This window comes from Enterovirga sp. (assembly GCF_035325185.1).
GTDB lineage: Bacteria > Pseudomonadota > Alphaproteobacteria > Rhizobiales > Beijerinckiaceae > Enterovirga.
Genome location: NZ_DAOLAJ010000005.1, coordinates 51,234 through 69,467 on the forward strand (window position 1 = coordinate 51,234; position 18,234 = coordinate 69,467).

The 18,234-nt window shown below is 69.1% G+C and carries 11 protein-coding genes; 5 read left to right on the plus strand and 6 right to left on the minus strand.

The features are described from left to right. The first annotated feature begins 25 nt into the window (after positions 1-25). The 4 genes from phnD to phnE (PKD06_RS02000) are packed head-to-tail and all read left to right on the plus strand — an operon-like array spanning position 26 to position 3,421. Positions 26-1,042, plus strand: coding sequence for a phosphate/phosphite/phosphonate ABC transporter substrate-binding protein (gene phnD, locus PKD06_RS01985; RefSeq protein WP_324377221.1), 1,017 nt, complete (start codon positions 26-28; stop codon positions 1,040-1,042). Further along, positions 1,039-1,833 (plus strand): phosphonate ABC transporter ATP-binding protein, encoded by a 795-nt coding sequence (phnC, locus tag PKD06_RS01990; RefSeq protein ID WP_324377223.1) that lies wholly within the window; start codon positions 1,039-1,041, stop codon positions 1,831-1,833. Before phnD ends, phnC begins: the two co-directional genes overlap by 4 nt. Further along, the gene (gene phnE / locus PKD06_RS01995) at positions 1,830-2,603 is read left to right on the plus strand and encodes a phosphonate ABC transporter, permease protein PhnE (protein WP_324377224.1); all 774 of its coding nucleotides are present in this window, start codon (positions 1,830-1,832) and stop codon (positions 2,601-2,603) included. The genes phnC and phnE (PKD06_RS01995) overlap by 4 nt, the downstream gene beginning before the upstream one ends. Beyond that, positions 2,600-3,421, plus strand: a complete 822-nt coding sequence (phnE, locus tag PKD06_RS02000) for a phosphonate ABC transporter, permease protein PhnE (RefSeq protein WP_324377226.1) — start codon at positions 2,600-2,602, stop codon at positions 3,419-3,421. Before phnE (PKD06_RS01995) ends, phnE (PKD06_RS02000) begins: the two co-directional genes overlap by 4 nt. Before the next feature lie 70 nt (positions 3,422-3,491). On the opposite strand, the gene PKD06_RS02005 is transcribed toward phnE (PKD06_RS02000), so the two are convergent. From PKD06_RS02005 to PKD06_RS02030, 6 genes are all read right to left on the minus strand, one after another. After that, positions 3,492-3,725, minus strand: a complete 234-nt coding sequence (locus PKD06_RS02005; protein WP_324377228.1) for a hypothetical protein — start codon at positions 3,723-3,725, stop codon at positions 3,492-3,494. 108 nt (positions 3,726-3,833) lie between these two features. Continuing rightward, positions 3,834-6,977 (minus strand): efflux RND transporter permease subunit, encoded by a 3,144-nt coding sequence (locus PKD06_RS02010; protein WP_324377230.1) that lies wholly within the window; start codon positions 6,975-6,977, stop codon positions 3,834-3,836. A gap of 140 nt (positions 6,978-7,117) precedes the next feature. After that, positions 7,118-7,954 (minus strand): HlyD family efflux transporter periplasmic adaptor subunit, encoded by an 837-nt coding sequence (locus PKD06_RS02015; protein ID WP_324377232.1) that lies wholly within the window; start codon positions 7,952-7,954, stop codon positions 7,118-7,120. 82 nt (positions 7,955-8,036) lie between these two features. Next, positions 8,037-8,633 carry an OmpA family protein gene (locus PKD06_RS02020; RefSeq protein ID WP_324377234.1) on the minus strand — a complete coding sequence of 199 codons (597 nt, stop codon included), beginning with the start codon at positions 8,631-8,633 and terminating at the stop codon, positions 8,037-8,039. A 148-nt stretch (positions 8,634-8,781) separates the two neighbouring features. Continuing rightward, on the minus strand, positions 8,782-10,407 hold the full coding sequence (locus PKD06_RS02025; protein WP_324377236.1) for a caspase family protein: 1,626 nt from the start codon (positions 10,405-10,407) through the stop codon (positions 8,782-8,784). 142 nt (positions 10,408-10,549) lie between these two features. Further along, a complete protein-coding gene (locus tag PKD06_RS02030; protein ID WP_324377238.1) occupies positions 10,550-12,421 on the minus strand; it encodes an AarF/UbiB family protein in 1,872 nt (623 codons plus the stop codon). Between the two features lie 520 nt (positions 12,422-12,941). Here PKD06_RS02030 and PKD06_RS02035 point away from each other — a divergent pair. Continuing rightward, positions 12,942-18,234 (plus strand): polyketide synthase (locus tag PKD06_RS02035; protein WP_324377240.1); only part of this gene is annotated, 5,293 nt, incomplete at its 3' end.

Below are 18,234 nucleotides of genomic sequence, written 5' to 3' on the forward strand. Positions count from 1 at the left end.
CGAGGAACACATGATGAAGGTTCGGATGAGGATTCCCCTGGGCTCCGCGCTCGTTGCCTCCGCCCTGCTGCTCGGAACGGCGGCCCAGGCCCAGACCTGCACCAATCGCGGCCAGCTCGACGACGCCTATTGCGACGAGAACAAGGATCTCGTCGCCGACGTTCCGGCCAAGACGCGCGATCCCAGCGTCCTCGTCTTCGCCTATACGCCGGTCGAGGACCCGGCCGTCTACGAGAACGCCTTCAGGCCCTTCACCGAATATCTCTCCAAATGCACCGGCAAGCGGGTCGTGTACTACCCGGTCCAGTCCAACTCGGCCGAGATCGAGGCAATGCGCTCGGGACGCCTGCACGTGGCCGGCTTCTCGACGGGCCCCGTCGGCTTCGCCGTCAACATGGCGGGCGCCGTGCCCTTCGCCGGCAAGGGCACCGAGAAGGGCATCGAGGGCTATCACCTCATCGTGCTGGTGAAGGCGTCGAGCCCCTACCAGAAGCTCTCCGACCTCAAGGGCAAGCGCGTCGCCCATACCTCGCCCTCGTCCAATTCGGGCGGCCTCGCGCCCAAGGCGCTGTTTCCGGACCAGGGCCTGAAGCCCGGCGAGGATTACCAGATCCTCTTTTCCGGCGGCCATGACAAATCCGCCCTCGGCGTCAATTCGGGCGATTACGACGCCGCGCCCGTCGCCTCGGACGTCTTCGAGCGGATGGTCGCGCGCGGCGATCTCAAGGCGGAGAATTTCCGCATCATCTACCGCAGCGAGCGCTTCCCCAGCTCGGGCTTCGCCTATGCGCATGATCTCAAGCCGGAACTGGCCGAGAAGATCAAGCAATGCTTCTACGACTTCCGCTTCCCGTCGCAGATGGTGAAGGATTTCGAGGGCGACGACCGCTTCGCGCCGATCACCTACCTCAAGGACTGGGCCGTGGTGCGCAAGGTCGCCGAGGATTCCGGCACGCCCTTCAACAAGGCCGCCTACCAGAAGGAACTGGCCCGCGAGGCCGAGGCCGCGAAGAAGAAGGCCGAAGGCGCCAAGAAGCCGTGAGCGCGGCCCCGGCCCTCGACGCCGGCGCGGCCTCCGCGCAGGCGCTCGTGATCCGCGATCTCGTCAAGGAATACCGGCCGGGCCAGCCGGTGCTGCGCGGCGTCAGCCTCGTCGTCCCGCCGACCGGGCTCACCGCGATCATCGGCCCCTCGGGGACGGGCAAGAGCACGCTGATCCGCTGCATCAACGGGCTCGTGCGCCCGACCTCCGGCGAGATCCTGTTCGGCGGCCACGACCTCGTCGGGCTCTCGGGCGGCGCGCTGCGCCGCGCCCGGCGGCGCATCGGCATGGTGTTCCAGGAATACAACCTCGTCGAGCGCCTGACCGTCATGGAGAACCTGCTCTGCGGGCGGCTCGGCTATGTCCCGGCCTGGCGGGCCTGGCTGCGCAAGTTTCCCCAGCGCGACATCGACCGCGCCTTCGACCTCCTCGACGCGGTCGGCCTCTCGGGCTTCGCGACGCGGCGGGCGGACGCGCTCTCGGGCGGCCAGCGCCAGCGCGTCGGCATCGCCCGGGCCATCATGCAGGAGCCGGACATCATCCTCGCCGACGAGCCGACCTCCTCGCTCGATCCGAAGACCTCGGTCGAGATCATGGAGATCCTGTCCCGCCTCGGCGCGGAGCGGAACATCCCGGTCGTGGTCAATATCCACGACGTGGAGCTGGCGCGCCGCTTCGCGAGCCGCGTGATCGGCATGTCCGGCGGACAGGTCGTCTATGACGGGCCGCCCTCCGGCCTCGCCGAGCGCGACCTCAAGCAGATCTATGGCGGGGAGAGCTGGCTCGCATGAGCGCGCGCGCCGCCTTCCGGCCGAACTGGTGGGCGCGCCTCGGCTGGCTGCTCCTCGCCGCCTATGTCGTCTATGCCGGGCTGCACCTCGGCTTCGTGCCCGAGCGCTTCGCGACCGGCCTCGACCATGGCGGGCGGTTCATCGCCCGGATGTTCCCGCCGAATTTCTCGCGCTGGGAGCTGATCGTCTCGGGGATCGCAGAGAGCATCCAGATCGCGGTCATCGCGACCTTCTTCGGCGTCGTGCTGTCGCTTCCCATCGGGTTCCTGGCCGCCCGCAACCTGATGCCGCCCTGGGTGACCTGGCCCGCCCGCGCCTTCATCGCGCTCTGCCGCTCGTTTCACCCGATCATCGTCGCGATCCTGTTCGTGAAGGCGATCGGCTTCGGCGCCCTCGCCGGCGTCATGGCGCTCATCGTCGGCTCCATCGGCTTCATCGCCAAGCTCTTCGCCGAGGCGATCGAGGAGATCTCGCTCAAGCAGGTCGAGGCCGTGCGCGCGACGGGGGCCGGCTTCCTCTCCGTCCTGACGATGGGCGTCCTGCCGCAGGTCCTGCCGCGCTTCATCGGCTTTTCGACCTACCAGCTCGATTCGAACCTGCGGAACTCGACCATGGTCGGGATCGTCGGCGGCGGCGGCATCGGGGCGGCCTTGTTCACGGCCTATCAGCGCTTCGATTTCGACGTCGTGCTCGCGATCCTGATCGTCATCGTGACGCTCATCATGCTGGCCGAGATCGTCTCGGGCTGGGCGCGCAAGGTGTTCCAGTGAGCGCGCCGGCCCTCGCGGCCTCCTCTCCCGTGCAGGAGCGGCGCTGGATCCGCTTCTCTCCGCTGAAGCGCCTCTCGCGCTTCGCCTTCTATCTCTTCACGGTCGCGGCGGTCGTCGTCTCGCTGCGCACGATCGACGTGATTCCCGAATTCCTCTCCGACGCGCCCGAGCAGATGGCCGACCTCGTCGGGCGGATGTGGCCGCCGGACTGGAGCTACCTCCCGACGACGCTCGCGGCCCTCGTCGAGACGTTGCACATCGCGACGCTCGGCACGCTGATTGCGCTCGTCCTGGCGATTCCGGTGGGGCTTCTCGCCGCCCGCAACGTCACCCCGAGCCCGGTCCTGAACCTCTTCGCGAAATTCGTCTTCGTGACCTCGCGCTCGGTCAATTCGCTGGTCTGGGCCCTGCTCTTCGTCGCCGTCTTCGGGCCGGGGCCGCTCGCGGGGACGCTCGCCATCGCCTTCCGGTCGATCGGCTTCACGGGCAAGCTCTTCGCGGAGGCGGTCGAGGAGGCCCATCGGGGCCCGATCGAGGCGCTGAGCGCGGCCGGCGCCCCTCCCCTCTCGACGCTGCTCATGGGCTACTGGCCGCAGATCAAGCCGGCCTTCTATTCGATCGCCCTGTTCCGCTGGGACATCAATATCCGCGAATCCGCCGTGCTCGGCCTCGTCGGCGCGGGCGGGATCGGGGTCGCGCTCGATACCGCGCTGAACCTTCTCTACTGGGACCAGGTGGCAGTCGTTCTGATCGTCATCTTCGCGGTCGTCGTGCTGACGGAAATCCTCGTCACGGCCGTGCGCAGCAGGATCATATAGAGCTGCGAAAGCCCGGCCGTCGCGAGGCGGCGGCCGGGCTTCGACGTTCCCGGGATGGGAAGATATCGGGTCAGAAGTTGCACTTGACGGCCGGGACCCGGGTGAACGTGCCGGTGAAGGGGTTGAACACGGCGCGGGAGCCCACGGCGCAGGCCCGTCCGTCGAGCCTGCCGTCGTCGAAGATCTTCCGGCCGCTATTGGCGTCGAAGACGGCGAAGCGGTGTCCGCGGGCTTCGCTCGCCGTGGCGATGACGGTCAGCGAGAGGGCGGCGAGGGCGAGGGTGAGAGACGACTTGAGGGACATGGCGGGCTCCGTCCGGTGAAGGGGGCCGGACCATCCGACCCCATGCCCATTGGTGTCGGAGCCTCCTCGCCGGGTTCACGATGCCTGCGAAATTTTTTCGGGCCTGCTTTATCCCCCGGCTTCGTGGGCGGGGCGGGCCGAAGCGGCAGAGCGCGGGTGGCCGGATTCGCTCCCGCCTTCCGTCTGGGCGGGAAAGGGCGACAGGCGCGAGAACCTGCGCAGCCCTGACTGGACGCGGTCGGATGCCTCTCCCGTCAGCTTGAGCGTCGCCGGCACGAAGACGAGCGAGAGGATCGTCGAGAACAGAAGCCCGCCGATCACCGTGATGGCCATCGGCGCGCGAAACTCGCCCCCGGCGCCGATCGCGAGCGCGCTCGGGATCATGCCCGCGGCCATGGCGATCGTCGTCATGACGATCGGGCGGGCGCGCTTTCGGCCGGCATCGATGATGGCGGCGTCGCGCGGCACGCCGTCCCGCATCGATTCCACCGCGAAATCGACCAGCATGATCGCATTCTTGGTCACGATGCCCATCAGCATCAGGAGGCCGATGAAGACCGGTGTCGTGAGCTGGTTCCCGGTCAGGAGGAGCGCGCCGACGGCGCCCCCGATCGAGATCGGCAGCGAGATCAGGATCACGAGCGGCTGGAGGAAGCTGCCGAACAGCAGCACGAGAACCGCATAGACCACCATCAGCCCGAGGGTCATCGCGTGGACGAAGCCGTCCGCGAGTTCGTTCAGGTTCTCGGCGTCGCCCGACTGGCTGAGCGTGACGCCCTTGGGAATGTTGCGGACGATGGGGAGGTCCTGGATCGTCTTCAGCACGTCCCCGAGCGCCGCATAGCCGACGAGATCGGCCTCGACCGTCGCCTGGCGCTGCCGGTCGTAGCGCGCGATATTGGCCGGCCCGAGATCCGGCCGGATGTCGGCGACGACGCTGAGCGGCACCGTCCTCGGCCCCCCGGCCATGGGGACCTTCAGGTCCTTCAGCGCCTCGAGATTGCCGCGGGCATCGTCGTTGAGCTGGACCCGGATCGGGACGAGCGTGTCGCCGATGCTGAACTTCGCGAGCGCCTGGGGAGAGTCGCCGATCGTGGCGACCGAGATGGTCTCGGAGATCGCGCTCGCGGTCACCCCGAGCCGGGCGGCGAGATCCTTGCGCGGGCGGATGCGCAGCTCCGGCCGGTCGAGCGTCGCGCTGGAGACGACGTTGCTGAGCGTCGGAAGCCCGCGCATCTGGCTCGCCAACTCGTTCGCGAAGCCCGAGACCGCCTCCGGCACGTCGCCCGTCACCACGAGCGAGACCGCTCGCATGCCCAGTTCGTCGAGCAGCCAGTAGCGGATATCGGGGATGCGCTGGAGGCGCCGCTCGATCTCCTGCTCCAGCTCGCGCTGGCTGAGCTTGCGCTCCTTCTTGTCGGTGAAGTTGACGACCATGGTGGCGCGCCGGACATCCACGTTGCCCTGCGGCGAGCGCCCCCCGTCGACGAAGATGCTGCGGACCTGCGGGATGCCGCGCAGGTCGCGCGCGATCGCGTCGGTGACCGCCTGGGTGTCGCTCGCCTGCGAGCCGGGCGACAGCTCGATCGAGATCAGCGTCCGGGCGGTGTCCGATCGCGGCATGAAGCCCTTGGGAAGCAGCATCATGCTGAAGATCGAGCCCCCGAGCACGCTCATTCCGACGAGGAAGGTCAGCACGTAATGCCTGACCGAGAAGGTCACGAGGCGCGTGTAGAGGCGCTCGATCCGTCCGGGCGGCTTTTCCGGGCTGAGGTCCTGCTTGAGCAGATAGGCGGCGAGCATCGGCGTCACGAGCCGTGCGGCCAGAAGCGAGAAGAAGACCAGAACCGCGACCGTGATGCCGAACTGCTTGAAGAACTGGCCGACGATGCCGGGCATGAAGCTCGCCGGGACGAAGATGGCGATGATGGTGAGGCTGATCGCGATCACGGCGAGCCCGATCTCGTCCGCCGCGTCGATGGCCGCCTGGTAGGGCGACTTGCCCATGCGGATATGGCGGGCGATGTTCTCGATCTCGACGATGGAATCGTCGACCAGGATGCCCGTGGACAGCGTGACCGCGAGGAAGCTCACCGAGTTCAGCGAGAAGCCCAGCAGGTCCATGACCCAGAAGGCGGGGAAGATCGACAGCGGCAGCGAGATCACGACGATGAGCGTCGCCCGGATGTTCCGCAGGAACAGGAAGACGATGAGTACCGCCAGCAGCGCACCCTCGAACAGGGTGTCGACCGTCGCCTTGTAGTTGCCGAGCGTATGGTCGACCTGGGTCGAGATCAGCACGAGCTGGATGTCCGGATGGTCGGCGTTCAGCCTGTCGACGGTGGCCTTGACGGCCTGGCCGACGGCGACGTCGCTCGCGCCCCGCGAGCGCTTGATGTTGAAGGCGACGACCGGCTTCCCATCGAGGCTCGCGAAGGTGCGCCTGTCGGCGACCGTGTCGATCACGGTGCCGAGATCCTTGAGCTGCACCTCCCCGCCGCTCGCGAGGCCGAGCATCGTGCCCGCCAGATCCTCGAGCGAGCGGGCGCCGCCGAGGGTGCGGATCGCATGGTCGCGCCCGCCGAGGGAGGCGCGCCCGCCCGCCACATCCGCGTTGATGGCGCGCAGCCGCCGGCTGACGTCGATGGTGGTGAGGCCGTAGGCGTCGAGGCGGTCGGGATCGAGCGAGACGAGAATTTCCCGATCCGTCCCGCCGACGGTCTCGACCTCGGCGACCCCGCGGATTCCCTGGATCTCCCGCGTGACGACATTCCTCACATAGGCGGAGAGGTCCTCGGCCGTCTTGTCGGTTCCGACCGCCGCGTAGCTGAGGATCGGAAGGCCCGCGACCTCGACGCGCTGGATCAGGGGCTCCTGGGAGAGCTGGGGCAGGCTGGACCGGATGCGGGTGACCCCATCCTTGACGTCGTTCAGCGCGCGATCGGTATTGGTCTCGATACGGAACTCGACCGTCGTCAGGGACACGCCGTCGTTCACGACCGAGGAGATGTGGCGGATGCCTTCGATGCCGGCGAGTCCGTCCTCGATCGTGCGGGTCACCTCCCTCTCGATCTCGGCCGGTCCCGCGCCGAACTGCGTCACCAGCACCGTGATCACCGGGATATCGGCGTTCGGCATGTTCGTGACGGGCAGGCGCGAGAAGCTGAGCCAGCCCAAGGCGAGCAGGATCAGCGAGATGAGGATCGGAGGAAGCGGACGCCTGATCGACCAGGTGGACACGTTCAACGACATGGACGCTCCGATCCGCCTAGAGCATGATCCGAAAAAGTGGATCCCGGTTTTTCGAAAAGATCATGCTCGAACAAAAGGCTGGAGCGTGATGGCGATTCAGCGAAGCGCCATCACGCTCCAGATTCGGGAGGGGAGGCCCGTCACAGAGCACCCGCCGCGTTCGCGATGACCCCCTCGCCCTCGGAGAGGCCAGAGCGGATCTCCACGAATTCGCTCGACGACAGGCCGATCTCCACGCGGCGGGCCTCGGGCTTTCCGTTCCTCACCACGAGGACGGAAGTGGTGTTGTTCTGGCGCACGATCGACGTCTTCGGCACGCTCGGGCCGCAGCTTTCGGTCGTGTCGACCGTGCCCCGCCCGAACATGCCCGGCCGCAGCCCGGAGCCGGCGGGAAGCGCGAGGCGCGCACGCGCGAACTGGGTGCGGGCATCGATCTCGGCCGGCGGCACCCGGACCGTCGTCCCAACCTCCGACCCGTCCCCAAGGAGGATCCTGGCGCCCCCGCCCGCCTTGACCCGCGCGGCATAGGCCCCGGGGATATCGACGACGAGATCGAGGTCGCGGTCCGTGCCGATGCGCAGGAGGGGCTCGCGCGCGGTGGCGAGCGCGCCGAGACGCGCCGTGCTCGCCGATACGACGCCCGCGGCAGGCGCCTTGAGGACGATGACGGGCGGACGGGCGCGCGCCGCCGCGGCCTCCGCAGATCCCGCGCCCCCCGGCGGGGTGGCACCCCCCGGCGGGGAGGGGAACGCGGCTTCGAGGCGGATCAGATCCTGGCCGGCCGCGACCGTATCGCCCTCATGGACCAGGATCGCCCCGATCCGAAACCCGTCGAGCCCCATCACGAAAGCCTCGGCCCGCTGGGCGAGAAAGCCCGAGACGCGCACGTTGTCCACGAAACAGCGCCTTTGCACCTGCACCGTCGAGGTCGAGCCGAAGGCCGAGGGCAGGTCGATCGCCGCCGCAGGACCGGCCATCGCCGCGCAGGCCGCCGCCAGCGCAAGGCACGGGAGAATCGTCCTCCCGCGCGGTCCCGGATCGTGGGCTGGCGCGGCCACGTCAGCGCGACGCCGACTTGACTTCGCTGAGGTTGGTGGCCTGCACGCGCCTGTTTTCGTTGGCGTTCGGCTTGTCCTTGAACTTGAGATGCGTCTTGCCGTAGCCCACGGTGATCAGGCTCTGCGGCGGGATCTTGAATTTCTGGATGAGATAATGCCTCACCGAGGCCGCGCGGCGCTCCGAAAGCCGCTGGTTCAGCTCGTCGCTGCCCCGGGCGTCGGTATAGCCGGCGATCATGAAGGTGCCCTCCTTCAGCGCCGGACGCGACAAGGCCGCCCCGAGCGCATTCACGATCGGCCGCGCCTTGGCCGAGATCGTCGCGGAATTCAGCCCGAAGGGGATGTCGAGATCGATGCTCGGCTTGCCCTCGGCGATGGTGGAGAGCCTCTCGCGCTCGCCGGTCGAGAGCGAGCGCGTGGTCGCGGATTTCAGGCTGTCGAGAAAGGCGGCCTCGTCGGCATTGCCCGGCCGCGGCTGGGCAGCGGGGGCGGTCGAGAGGCTGCGCGTCGCGGGCTTGGGCGTCAGCGCATCGAGGATCTGGCCCTCCGTGGGCACCTGGGCCACGGCGGCCGAGGCGGCGAAAATCGCCCCCGACAAGACAAGAGCGATCCGAGCCCCCGGCTTGACTGCAAACGCCATCATGGAACCCTCCTCCGGCACGGGCTGCGCGGGCAGCCGGCTTGCAGAGCATGATCCGAAAAGGAAAGAGCGGTTTTTCGAAATGATCATGCTCGAACGATCAAGACTATGGATTGACTCCGAACAACGAGAATTGTTCACCGATCTGGGGATCGATGGCGAGCGCGAGCTTCACGTCGCGATCCCCGTGGCCCTTCTCCCCGAGGCGACGATAGGCGATGCCGCGGCCGTAGAGCGCCGAGGCATGCTTGCTGTTGATCTTCAAGGCCGCCTCGTAATCGCTGATGGCGCGCCGCGGCAGGTTGATCTTGAGCATCACGAAGCCGCGGCTGTCCAGGGCGTCGAGAAATTCGGGCCGAAGCTTGAGAGCGGCGTTGCAATCGAGGATCGCGGAATCGAGATCGTCGATGATCGCCTTGATCCAGCAGCGGTTGTTCAGGGCCTCGACGTCCTTCGGATCGATTTGCAGGACGCGGTCGAAATCGGCGAGAGCCCGGACGAAATCATAATGAAGGGCGTAGAGCTGCCCCCGCGTATAGAGGGACGCCGCATCCTTCGGGTTGCGGGCGATCGCGGCGTCCAGATCCTTCAACTGCCCCTCGTCGGCGGGGCTGTAGTCGATCTGCGCGATCCGAAGCTTCTTCGAAGGCGCCTCGGCAGCCGGGGCGGCAGCGACCGGCACCGGCGCCGCAGGCGGCACCGGCGGCTCGGCAGGTGCCGGCGGCTCCGCTGCCGCCGGCGTGGCAGGGGGCGGAGGAGCGGACGGCGGAGGAGCAGGCGGCGGCTCGGCAGGGGCCTTGGGACTTTCCGCCGCAATCCCCGCCTCGGGCTTCGGGGGAGGCGGGCCGGCATCCTTGCCCGCCTCGCCGGCCGGTCCGCTCTCCTGCGGAGGCGCCGCGGGCACGGGCGGCGGGGCCATCGCGGGCGGCTCGGCCGGCTTGGCGCCGGCCTCCGGCAGCATCGCGGTCTTGGCGGGAGGCGCCGGCGGCTCGCGCGGCACGGAGAGAATCCAGGGCGTCTGGGAGCCGTTCGACGCGGACATGACGGCCGTCCGCGTCTTGTCGAGGACGTTCAGCGAAATACCGCGCGCGGCGGCCAGTTGCCTGACCAGTTCCGCGGAGAGGAGGCCGCGGGGCTTGGCCGAAGGACTCAGGACCGCCCCCGGCGCGGCCGACAGCATCAGCGTCGAGCCGGCCGGCAGGGTGGCGACGGAGGCCAGCCCGATCGAATAGTTGCGAAAGCGGCGCTCATATTGGTTGCGGTTCGCTCCCTCGACGATCAGATAGGTGTCGGCCGCCCCCCGGCGCTCGATCTCCCCCAGGAGCTGGCCGATGCCGAGGCCGGCGCGCTGGACGTCCGTTTCCGTCCAGATGTTGACGTCGACCGGGATCAGGTAGTTCTGTCGGCCGGACTGGATCGCAAAGCCGTTGAAATAGACGACCACGGTGGCCCCGCCGGCGATCGCGCCCAGGAGCCGCTCGCTGCGCGCGACGAGATCGGCCTGGGTCGCGTTCTCGACCAGATCGACGGAGAACCCCTGCCGGCCCAGCTCCGCCGCCACCGCGGCCGCATCAGCCGAGGCGGCCGGCAACTGGGCGTCGGAATCGCCGTATTTCGCGTTGCCGATCACGAGAGCCAGACGCAGCGTCGAGGCATCCTGCGCGAGGGCGAGGCCGATTTGCGTGGGCACGAACAGGCACAGCGCTAAGGTCACAATCTGCCAGGCACGCATGCCTCGATCGACTCCCTGCCGGCACTTTCCCTCTTTGCTAGATTAGCCGCCCCCCGGGCACGAGACAAGCTGAACTGGCGCTCTACTGTCGGGCTCCGATGACGCATGCCGCCGGCACAGGCGCGGCCAGGGCCTCCCGCCTCTACCTGTCGGCATCCGGACGGCTGTCGGGCATGCTCAGCCTGATGATGATCCGGCGGATCAGCACGAGCACCATCGTGATCGCGACGAGCTGCACCCAGCCGAACGACGTGAAGCGGGAGATGACATGGTCCCAGTCGATCGTGTGGCCGAACCATCTTTTCGCGATGCTGTCGGAGAGCACCGCGATGCCGAGAACGGCCGTGACCAGATAGCCCAGGCGCATGAGCAGGCGCACGATATACGCGATCTTGCCGACCACGGCCCTGAACTGGAGGATCGGCTCCTCGACATTGCGCTGCACCTTGAACATGAACTGGCTCGCGAGGTCTCCCAGTTCCTCCAATGCCAGGTAATCGGCATCCGTCGGCCCCGTCAGGCGCTCGCGCAGGCGCCGGCGCATCCGGTGGCGCGCCTCCCGCGAGATCTGGCGCAGGAAGGCCCGGTATTCCTGCGCCACGTCCAGCTCCTTGTTGAGCCTGTTGACGATGGCGTCGTAGGAGAAGGCGGCGCGAAAATACTGGATCGTCTCGAAGCTCATGGGCATCTGGTATTGCTGCGCCACCTCCATCGTCCGGATCCAGATCTGGACCATGCTGCGCTCCCACCATTCGGCGTCGCGGCTCTTCTGCGTGTAGACCCAGTCGGCATAGACCTTCGTCAGCTCCCGCCGGATCGACTCGACGTCGATCGGCGGCAGCGGGCCGGCGAGGCCGAGGGAGGCGTTCACCATCCGGCTGATGTCGCCCCGGATCATGTGGTGGGACAGTTCCCGGAAGGTCTTGCGGCTCTGCGTCGAGAAGCGGCCGACCGCGCCGAAATCGATGAAGCAGATGCAGTTGTTCGGCATGACCACCAGGTTCGCCGGATGCGGGTCGGCGTGATAGAACGGCTCCTGGTGGATCTCCCGGTTCATCGCCAGCATGAGGTTGCTGGCGAGGGATTTCGGCTCGATGCCCTGCTCGCGGATCTTGGCCAGGAACTCCCGGTCGTCGTGCTCGACGGCGGCCATGATCTCCCACATCCACACGCCGGAGACGAACTCGCTGACCATCACCTCCTCGGAGCAATGCGGGAAGTAGATCTTCGGCGCGGTGACGTTGGCCTTGCGGCGTTCCGCCCGCCGGCGGAAGAGGTCGGTGTAGCGGGCCTCGGTGCGGAAGTTCAGCTCCCGGAAGAGGATGGATTGCAGGTCCTGCCGGAAGCTGCGGGTCGTGCCCGGCGTGATGATGGTGAGCGTTTCCGCGAGCACCAGCAGCCAGTCCAGCGCGCGCAGATCCGCCGCGATGAGGGGCCCGATCCCGGGACGCCGCACCTTCACCGCCACCCGCTCGCCGCTGTGGAGCCGCGCCTGGTACACGCAGGAGATCGAGGCCGAGCCGATGGGGTCCGGGTCGAACGCCTCGAAGACGTCCTCGAGCTTCTTGCCCAGGCTGCGCTCGACGATGGCGATCGCGTCGGCCGTCGGGAAAGGCGGCGACTGGTCGAGCATCCGGCTCAGCTCGGCGCAATAGGCATAGGGAATGACGTCGGCGCGGATCGACAATTGCTGGCCGAATTTCGCGAAGGTGCCGCCGGCCTCCTCGAAGATGCGGCGCAGCCGCTTGGCCCGGCGCTCCTCGCTGTCGCGCCGCCTCAGGACGTCGCGGAGATTGCCGTAGTAGAAGCGCAGGGCGCCCCAGAGCCAGACCAGCAGCCGCATCGCGGTGCTGAGGATGCTGGCCTCGAAATGGACCCGCCGGGCGCGCGGCAGCGCGACGCTGAGATTGGCGATCGAGGACGAGACCTTCCGGCGCGGAAGCGGCCGGATGACGGGCAGGTCCTTGCGCGCGGGAGCGGGCAACTGCATCTCGGCCACCGAATGATCGTGCATGACAAGCCAGTCCCGGTCAGAGAATTCGATCCGTATCCGTCCCTGGATCAGCGCATCCGGCCGCCGCGGCGGGAGGCGCGAGAGGCGTCCCCGGCAGTCGATTTCAGTTAGTCATAGATTCCCCATGAATTCAAACCGATCTCCGGCGGTCCCGCTTCCCGGCTCCGGCAGCGCTTCCCGCCTCGGATCGTGCGCCCGCGCGAAGCAGTTGCACAGACGAACGAAGTGTGTAACCTCCGCTCGCTGCTCTCGATCTTGTCGGCGTTAAGATATGATGGTCTCGGCTGAGAGCCAGGAGATTTTCTATAGCAGGTCTCTCAACTTGCAAGGGAAGGCGATCGCGCTGCCGGCCGGCAGCGCGAAGTTCTCGGGCAGAAAGGGCAAGTCGTTCCGCGAGCCGGCGATATGTGGGCCGGCGGTCCGGAGCGCGTTTTCCGCTGCGGCCCGGCGCCTCGGGCGCATCCTTCGCCTGAAAGGCTCCGCGCCCCGCCTGTGGCCGACCTATGGATGAACGACGCTCATGAAGCCCGATGACGTGATCGTCCTTGCGAGGGAAGGAGCCGGAGGGGCGCCGCTCGCCGTCGCCGGCGCCCGCGCGGGCGCCCGCGGCTTCCTCGACCTGGAGAATGCCGACGACGCCGATGCGGCCCTTGCGGCCCTCGCGACGATGGAACGCGGCGTGCCGGAAAGGTTCGGGATCAGGATCGGCGGCGGCGACCGGCCCCTGGCGCGGCGCCTCCTCGAAGCCCGGACAGGGAAATGGCGCGAGGTCCTGCTCGCCGCGGGAGACGACGACCTCGCCGGCTCGGCCGAGCTGTTCCGGCGGGCCGGGATCGAGGTCTTCGCCGAGGCGGCGAGCGTCGCGGAGGCGCAGCGCGCGCGGAGCGCCGGCATCGCGCGCATCGTCCTGAAAGGACACGAAGCCGGCGGCCGGGTCGGGGACGAGACGGCTTTCGTCCTGCTCCAGCATTGGCTGCACGCGGCGCAGGCATCGGGAGACGAGGCGGCCGCCGTCTGGGTCCAGGGCGGCGTCGGCCTTCACACGGCCGCCGCCTGCCTCGCCGGCGGCGCGGCGGGCGTCGTCCTCGACCATCAGCTTCTTCTCGCGCGGGAATCGCAGCTTCCCGAGAGCGAGCGCGAATGGATCGGCGCCTTCGACGGCAGCGACACGGCCTGCCTCGGCGAAAGCCTCGGCGCGCCCTATCGCTTCCACCTCCAGCGCGGCGCGGCCGCGATCGAGGAACTGGGCGCGGTGGAGGATCGCCTGAGGCAGGGCGACTTCCCGGCGGAGGAGAGGCTGCGGCTCTGGCACGAAGCCGTCCGCGAGCGGCTGGCGGCGGGCACCCTCCGGCCGCTCGGGCAGGATGCCTGTTTCGCGAGACCGCTCGCGCAGCGCTTCGTGACGGTAGCGGGCATCGTCCAGGCGATTTGCAGCCGGAGCCGCCGGCACCTGGAAGACGCGCGGCGCCTGCGGCCCCTGGCCGAGGGCGCGCCCCTCGCCGTCCGGCACGACACGCGATATCCCCTCGTGCAGGGCCCCATGACGCGCGTCAGCGACACCGCGCCTTTCGCCGCCGCCGTCGCCGAGGGGGGCGCGCTGCCCTTCGTCGCGCTCGCGCTCCTGCGCAAGCCGGAGGTGGAGAAGCTCCTTGCCGGGACGCGCGACCTCGCCGCCGGCCGCTCCTGGGGCGCGGGCATCCTCGGCTTCGTCCCGGCCGAGCTGCGCCGCGAGCAGATCGAGGCCGTCCTGGCCTGCCGCCCGCCCTTCGCGCTGATCGCGGGAGGCCGGCCGGACCAGGCCCGCGAACTCGAGCAGCATGGCATCGTGACCTATCTGCACGTGCCCTCGCCCGGCCTCCTCAGGATGTTCCTGAGCGAGGGGAGCCGCCATTTCGTCTTCGAGGGGCGTGAATGCGGCGGGCATGTCGGGCCGCGCACGAGCTTCGTCCTCTGGGAAACGATGTGCGAGATCCTTCTCGAGCACATCGAGAAGCACGGCCGGGGCGAGGAGCTGCAGGTGATCTTCGCCGGCGGCATCCACGATGCGCGCTCGGCCGCCATGGTCTCGGCCCTCTCCGCGGGCCTCGCCGCGCGGGGCGTCGCGGTCGGGGCGCTGATGGGCACGGCCTATCTCTTCACCGAGGAGGCTGTCTCCGGCGGTGCCGTCGTGCCGCGCTTCCAGCAGGAGGCTTTGGGCTGCGCCGAGACGGTGCTCCTGCAAACGAGCCGGGGCCACGCGATCCGCTGCATCGGGACGCCCTATTGCGAGGTCTTCGACAGCGAGAAGCAGAGGCTGCAAGCCGAAGGCAAGTCGCACGAGGAGATCGTCAAGGCGCTCGAATGGATGAATATGGGCCGGCTGCGGATCGCCTCCAAGGGAGTCGAGCGCGTCTCCGGCAACGGCACCGAGTCCGGGGGGGGCGCACCGCAGGCGGCCCTCGCCCCCTTGTCCGGCGACGAGCAGCATGCCCGCGGCATGTACATGATCGGCCAGGTGGCGGCCATGCACGACGATGTGACGACCATCGCGCATCTGCACGAGGAGGTCTGCGGCGGCGCCCAGGCGATTCTCGACGCGGTGAAGGCGGACGGAAGCAGCCGGCCGGCCATCGCGCAGCCGCCTTGCGACATCGCGATCATCGGCATGTCCTGCTATTTTCCGCAGGCGGCCGACCGCACGCAATACTGGGAGAATATCCTAGGCAAGAAGAACACCGTCACGGAAATCCCGGGCCGCCTCTGGGATTGGCGGCTCTATTACGATCCCGACCCGCGGGCGCCCGACAAGATCATCTCGAAATGGGGCGGGTTCCTCGACGACCTCGATTTCGATCCCCTGGCCTACGGCATCACGCCGGCCAGCATGACCTCCATCGATCCGCTCCAGCTCTACCTGCTCGAATCCGTCCGGCTCGCGATCGGCGATGCCGGCTATACGAGCCGCCCCTTCGACCGGGAGCGGACCTGCGCGATGCTCGGCATCGGCGGGGGCGCGAGCCCGCTGCCGGTCGCCTACGGCTTCCGCACCTCCCTGCCGCTGCTCGATTGCATCGAGGGGCTCGGGGTGACCTCCGGGGACGTGCTCGGGCGGATCGGCCCATACCTGCCGTCCTGGACGGAGGACAGCTTCCCCGGCATCCTGGCGAACGTGGCGGCCGGGCGCGTCGCCAACCGCTTCAATTTCGGCGGCACGAACTACGCCATCGACGCCGCCTGCGGCTCCTCGCTCGCCGCCGTGCAGGCCTGCATCCGCGAACTCGTCTCCGGGACGAGCGACGTGGCCTTCGCCATGGCCGCGGACATGGTGCAGACGCCCTATGCCTATCTCGCCTTCAGCAAGACGCATGCGCTCTCCCCGCGCGGGCAATGCCGGCCCTTCGACGCGACGGGCGACGGCATCGTCCTCAGCGAGGGCATCTCGACGGTCGTCCTGAAGCGGCTCGCCGATGCGGAGCGCGACGGAGACCGGATCTACGCCGTGATCCGCGGCATCGGCTCCTCCAGCGACGGGCGGGCGAAGGGGCTCACCGCGCCCCTCGCCGAGGGGCAGTTGCGCGCCTTGCGCCGGGCCTATGAGGGCTCGGGCCTCTCGCCGGCGCGGGTCGAACTCGTCGAGGCCCACGGCACCGGCACGGTGGCGGGAGACGACACCGAGGCGAAGGCGCTGAACCAGGTGTTCCGCGAGGCCGGGGCCGAGCCGCGCTCCTGCGCCATCGGCTCGGTCAAGTCGATGATCGGGCACAGCAAATGCGCCGCCGGCATGGCCGGGCTGATCAAGACGTCGCTTGCCCTGCACCACAAGGTCCTGCCGCCGACCCTCGTCGAGACGCCCAATCCGAAATGCGGCTTCGGCGAAGGCCCGCTCTACTTGAACGGCGAGGCGCGCCCCTGGATCAAGGGCTCCGGCGAGACACGCTGCGCGGGCGTCAGCGCCTTCGGCTTCGGCGGCACCAATTTCCACGTCGTGCTGGAGGAATATGAAGGCGCGATCGGGCAGGAGGCGGCGGCCTGCCTTGCGCATTGGCCGGCCGATCTTCTCGTCTGGCGCCGGCCGACACCCGCCGCGATCCTGGCGGAGGTCGAGCAATGCCTCGACGGGATCGGGCGCGGCGCGACGCCCGATCCCGGCGATCTCGCCTTGTCGCTCTGGAAGGCCGATCGCGGCGAGACGGCGCAGCCCGTGCTCGCGATCGTCGCCACCTCCCTCGACGACCTGAAGGACAAGCTCGCCGTCGCCCGCGACGGCCTGCGCGCCGGCTCATCGAGCCTGCGCGATCCGCGCGGCGTCTATTTCGCCGCCGATCCCGCCGCGCGCTCCGGCAAGGTCGCGTTCCTGTTCCCCGGCCAGGGCTCGCAATATCCCGACATGCTGGCGCAGCTGGCCATCGCCTTCCCGGAGGTGCGCCGCTCCTTCGACGAGGCCGAGAGCCGGCTCGCCGGCCTCCTGGAGCAGCCGCTCGGCCGCTTCGTCTTCCCGCCGACCGCCTTCACGCCCGCGGAGGAGGAACAGGCGAGGACCGCCCTGACGCGGACCGAGGTGGCCCAGCCCGCGATGGGCGCTGCCGATCTCGGCATGTTCCGCCTGCTCACGGAACTGGGGCTGGAGCCGGATTTCCTCGCCGGGCACAGCTACGGCGACTACGTCGCCCTCTGCGCCGCGGGCGCGCTCGACGAGCGGGACCTGCCCCGGCTCTCGCACCGGCGCGGCCGGGTCATCGTCGAGGCGAGCGCGGAATCGCCGGGCGGCATGGTGGCCTTCGACGCGCCCGCCGCGGCCGTCGAGGAGGCCATCGCCGGCACCGGCGCCACGGTGGCGAACGAGAACTCCCCCCGCCAGACCGTCGTCTCGGGAACGCCCGAGAGCCTGGAGGCCGCGCTCGCCCAGGCGAAGGAGCGCAAGATCGCGGGCCACAGGATCAACGTCTCGCGCGGCTTCCACTCGCCGCTCGTGGCCGGCGCCCGCGAGCCCCTGGCGGAAGCTCTCGCGCAGGCGCGCTTCGCGGCGCCCCGCCGCCCGGTCTTCTCCAACACCACGGCGGCGCCCTATCCCGGCGATCCCGCCGTGATCGCCGATCTCCTGGCCGAGCACCTCGTCGCGCCGGTGCGCTTCCAGGACGAGATCGTCGCGATGCACGAGGCCGGGGCGCGCGTCTTCGTCGAGGTCGGGCCGCAGGCGGTGCTGACCGGGCTCGTCCACCAGATCCTCGGCGAGAAGCCCTTCGTCGCGCTCGCCTCCGACATCAAGGGCCGGCCGGGCCTCCTCCAGCTCCAGCACCTGCTCGGGCAGCTCCTCGTCTGCGGCCTTCCCGTCCGGCTCGACCGGCTCCATGCCGGGCGCGGGCTGCGCCGGCTCGACCTCGCCGATCTCGTCGAGGCGACCCGCAAGCCGAAGCCCTCGCCGACCGGCTGGGTCATCAACAGCGTGCGGGTGCGCCCCACCGGGGCGCCGGAGCCTTTCGTCCTCGGCGCCAGGTCGCCGGAGCCGGCATCTTCGGCATCCCAGGCGAACGGGAAAGCCGCCCCCCCGCCACAGGCCCGAGCCGGCCTCCCTCAGTCCCTTGCGAGCATGCCAGTCCAGATGACTTCCGCCCCCCCGAGCCACGGCGTCCCCGGCCCGAACGGCGCGGCCGGCGCGGCGCCCGCCCGCGCCGACGACGTGACCCAGGTGATGATGCGCTATCAGGATCTGATGTCGAAATTCCTCGACACGCAGAAGACGGTCATGGCGAGCTATCTCCAGGGAGGCGCGCCGGCGGCGGCGGTCTATGCGGATCCGGCGCCGCAGAGCTGGGACGCCTCCCCCGCCTCTGCGC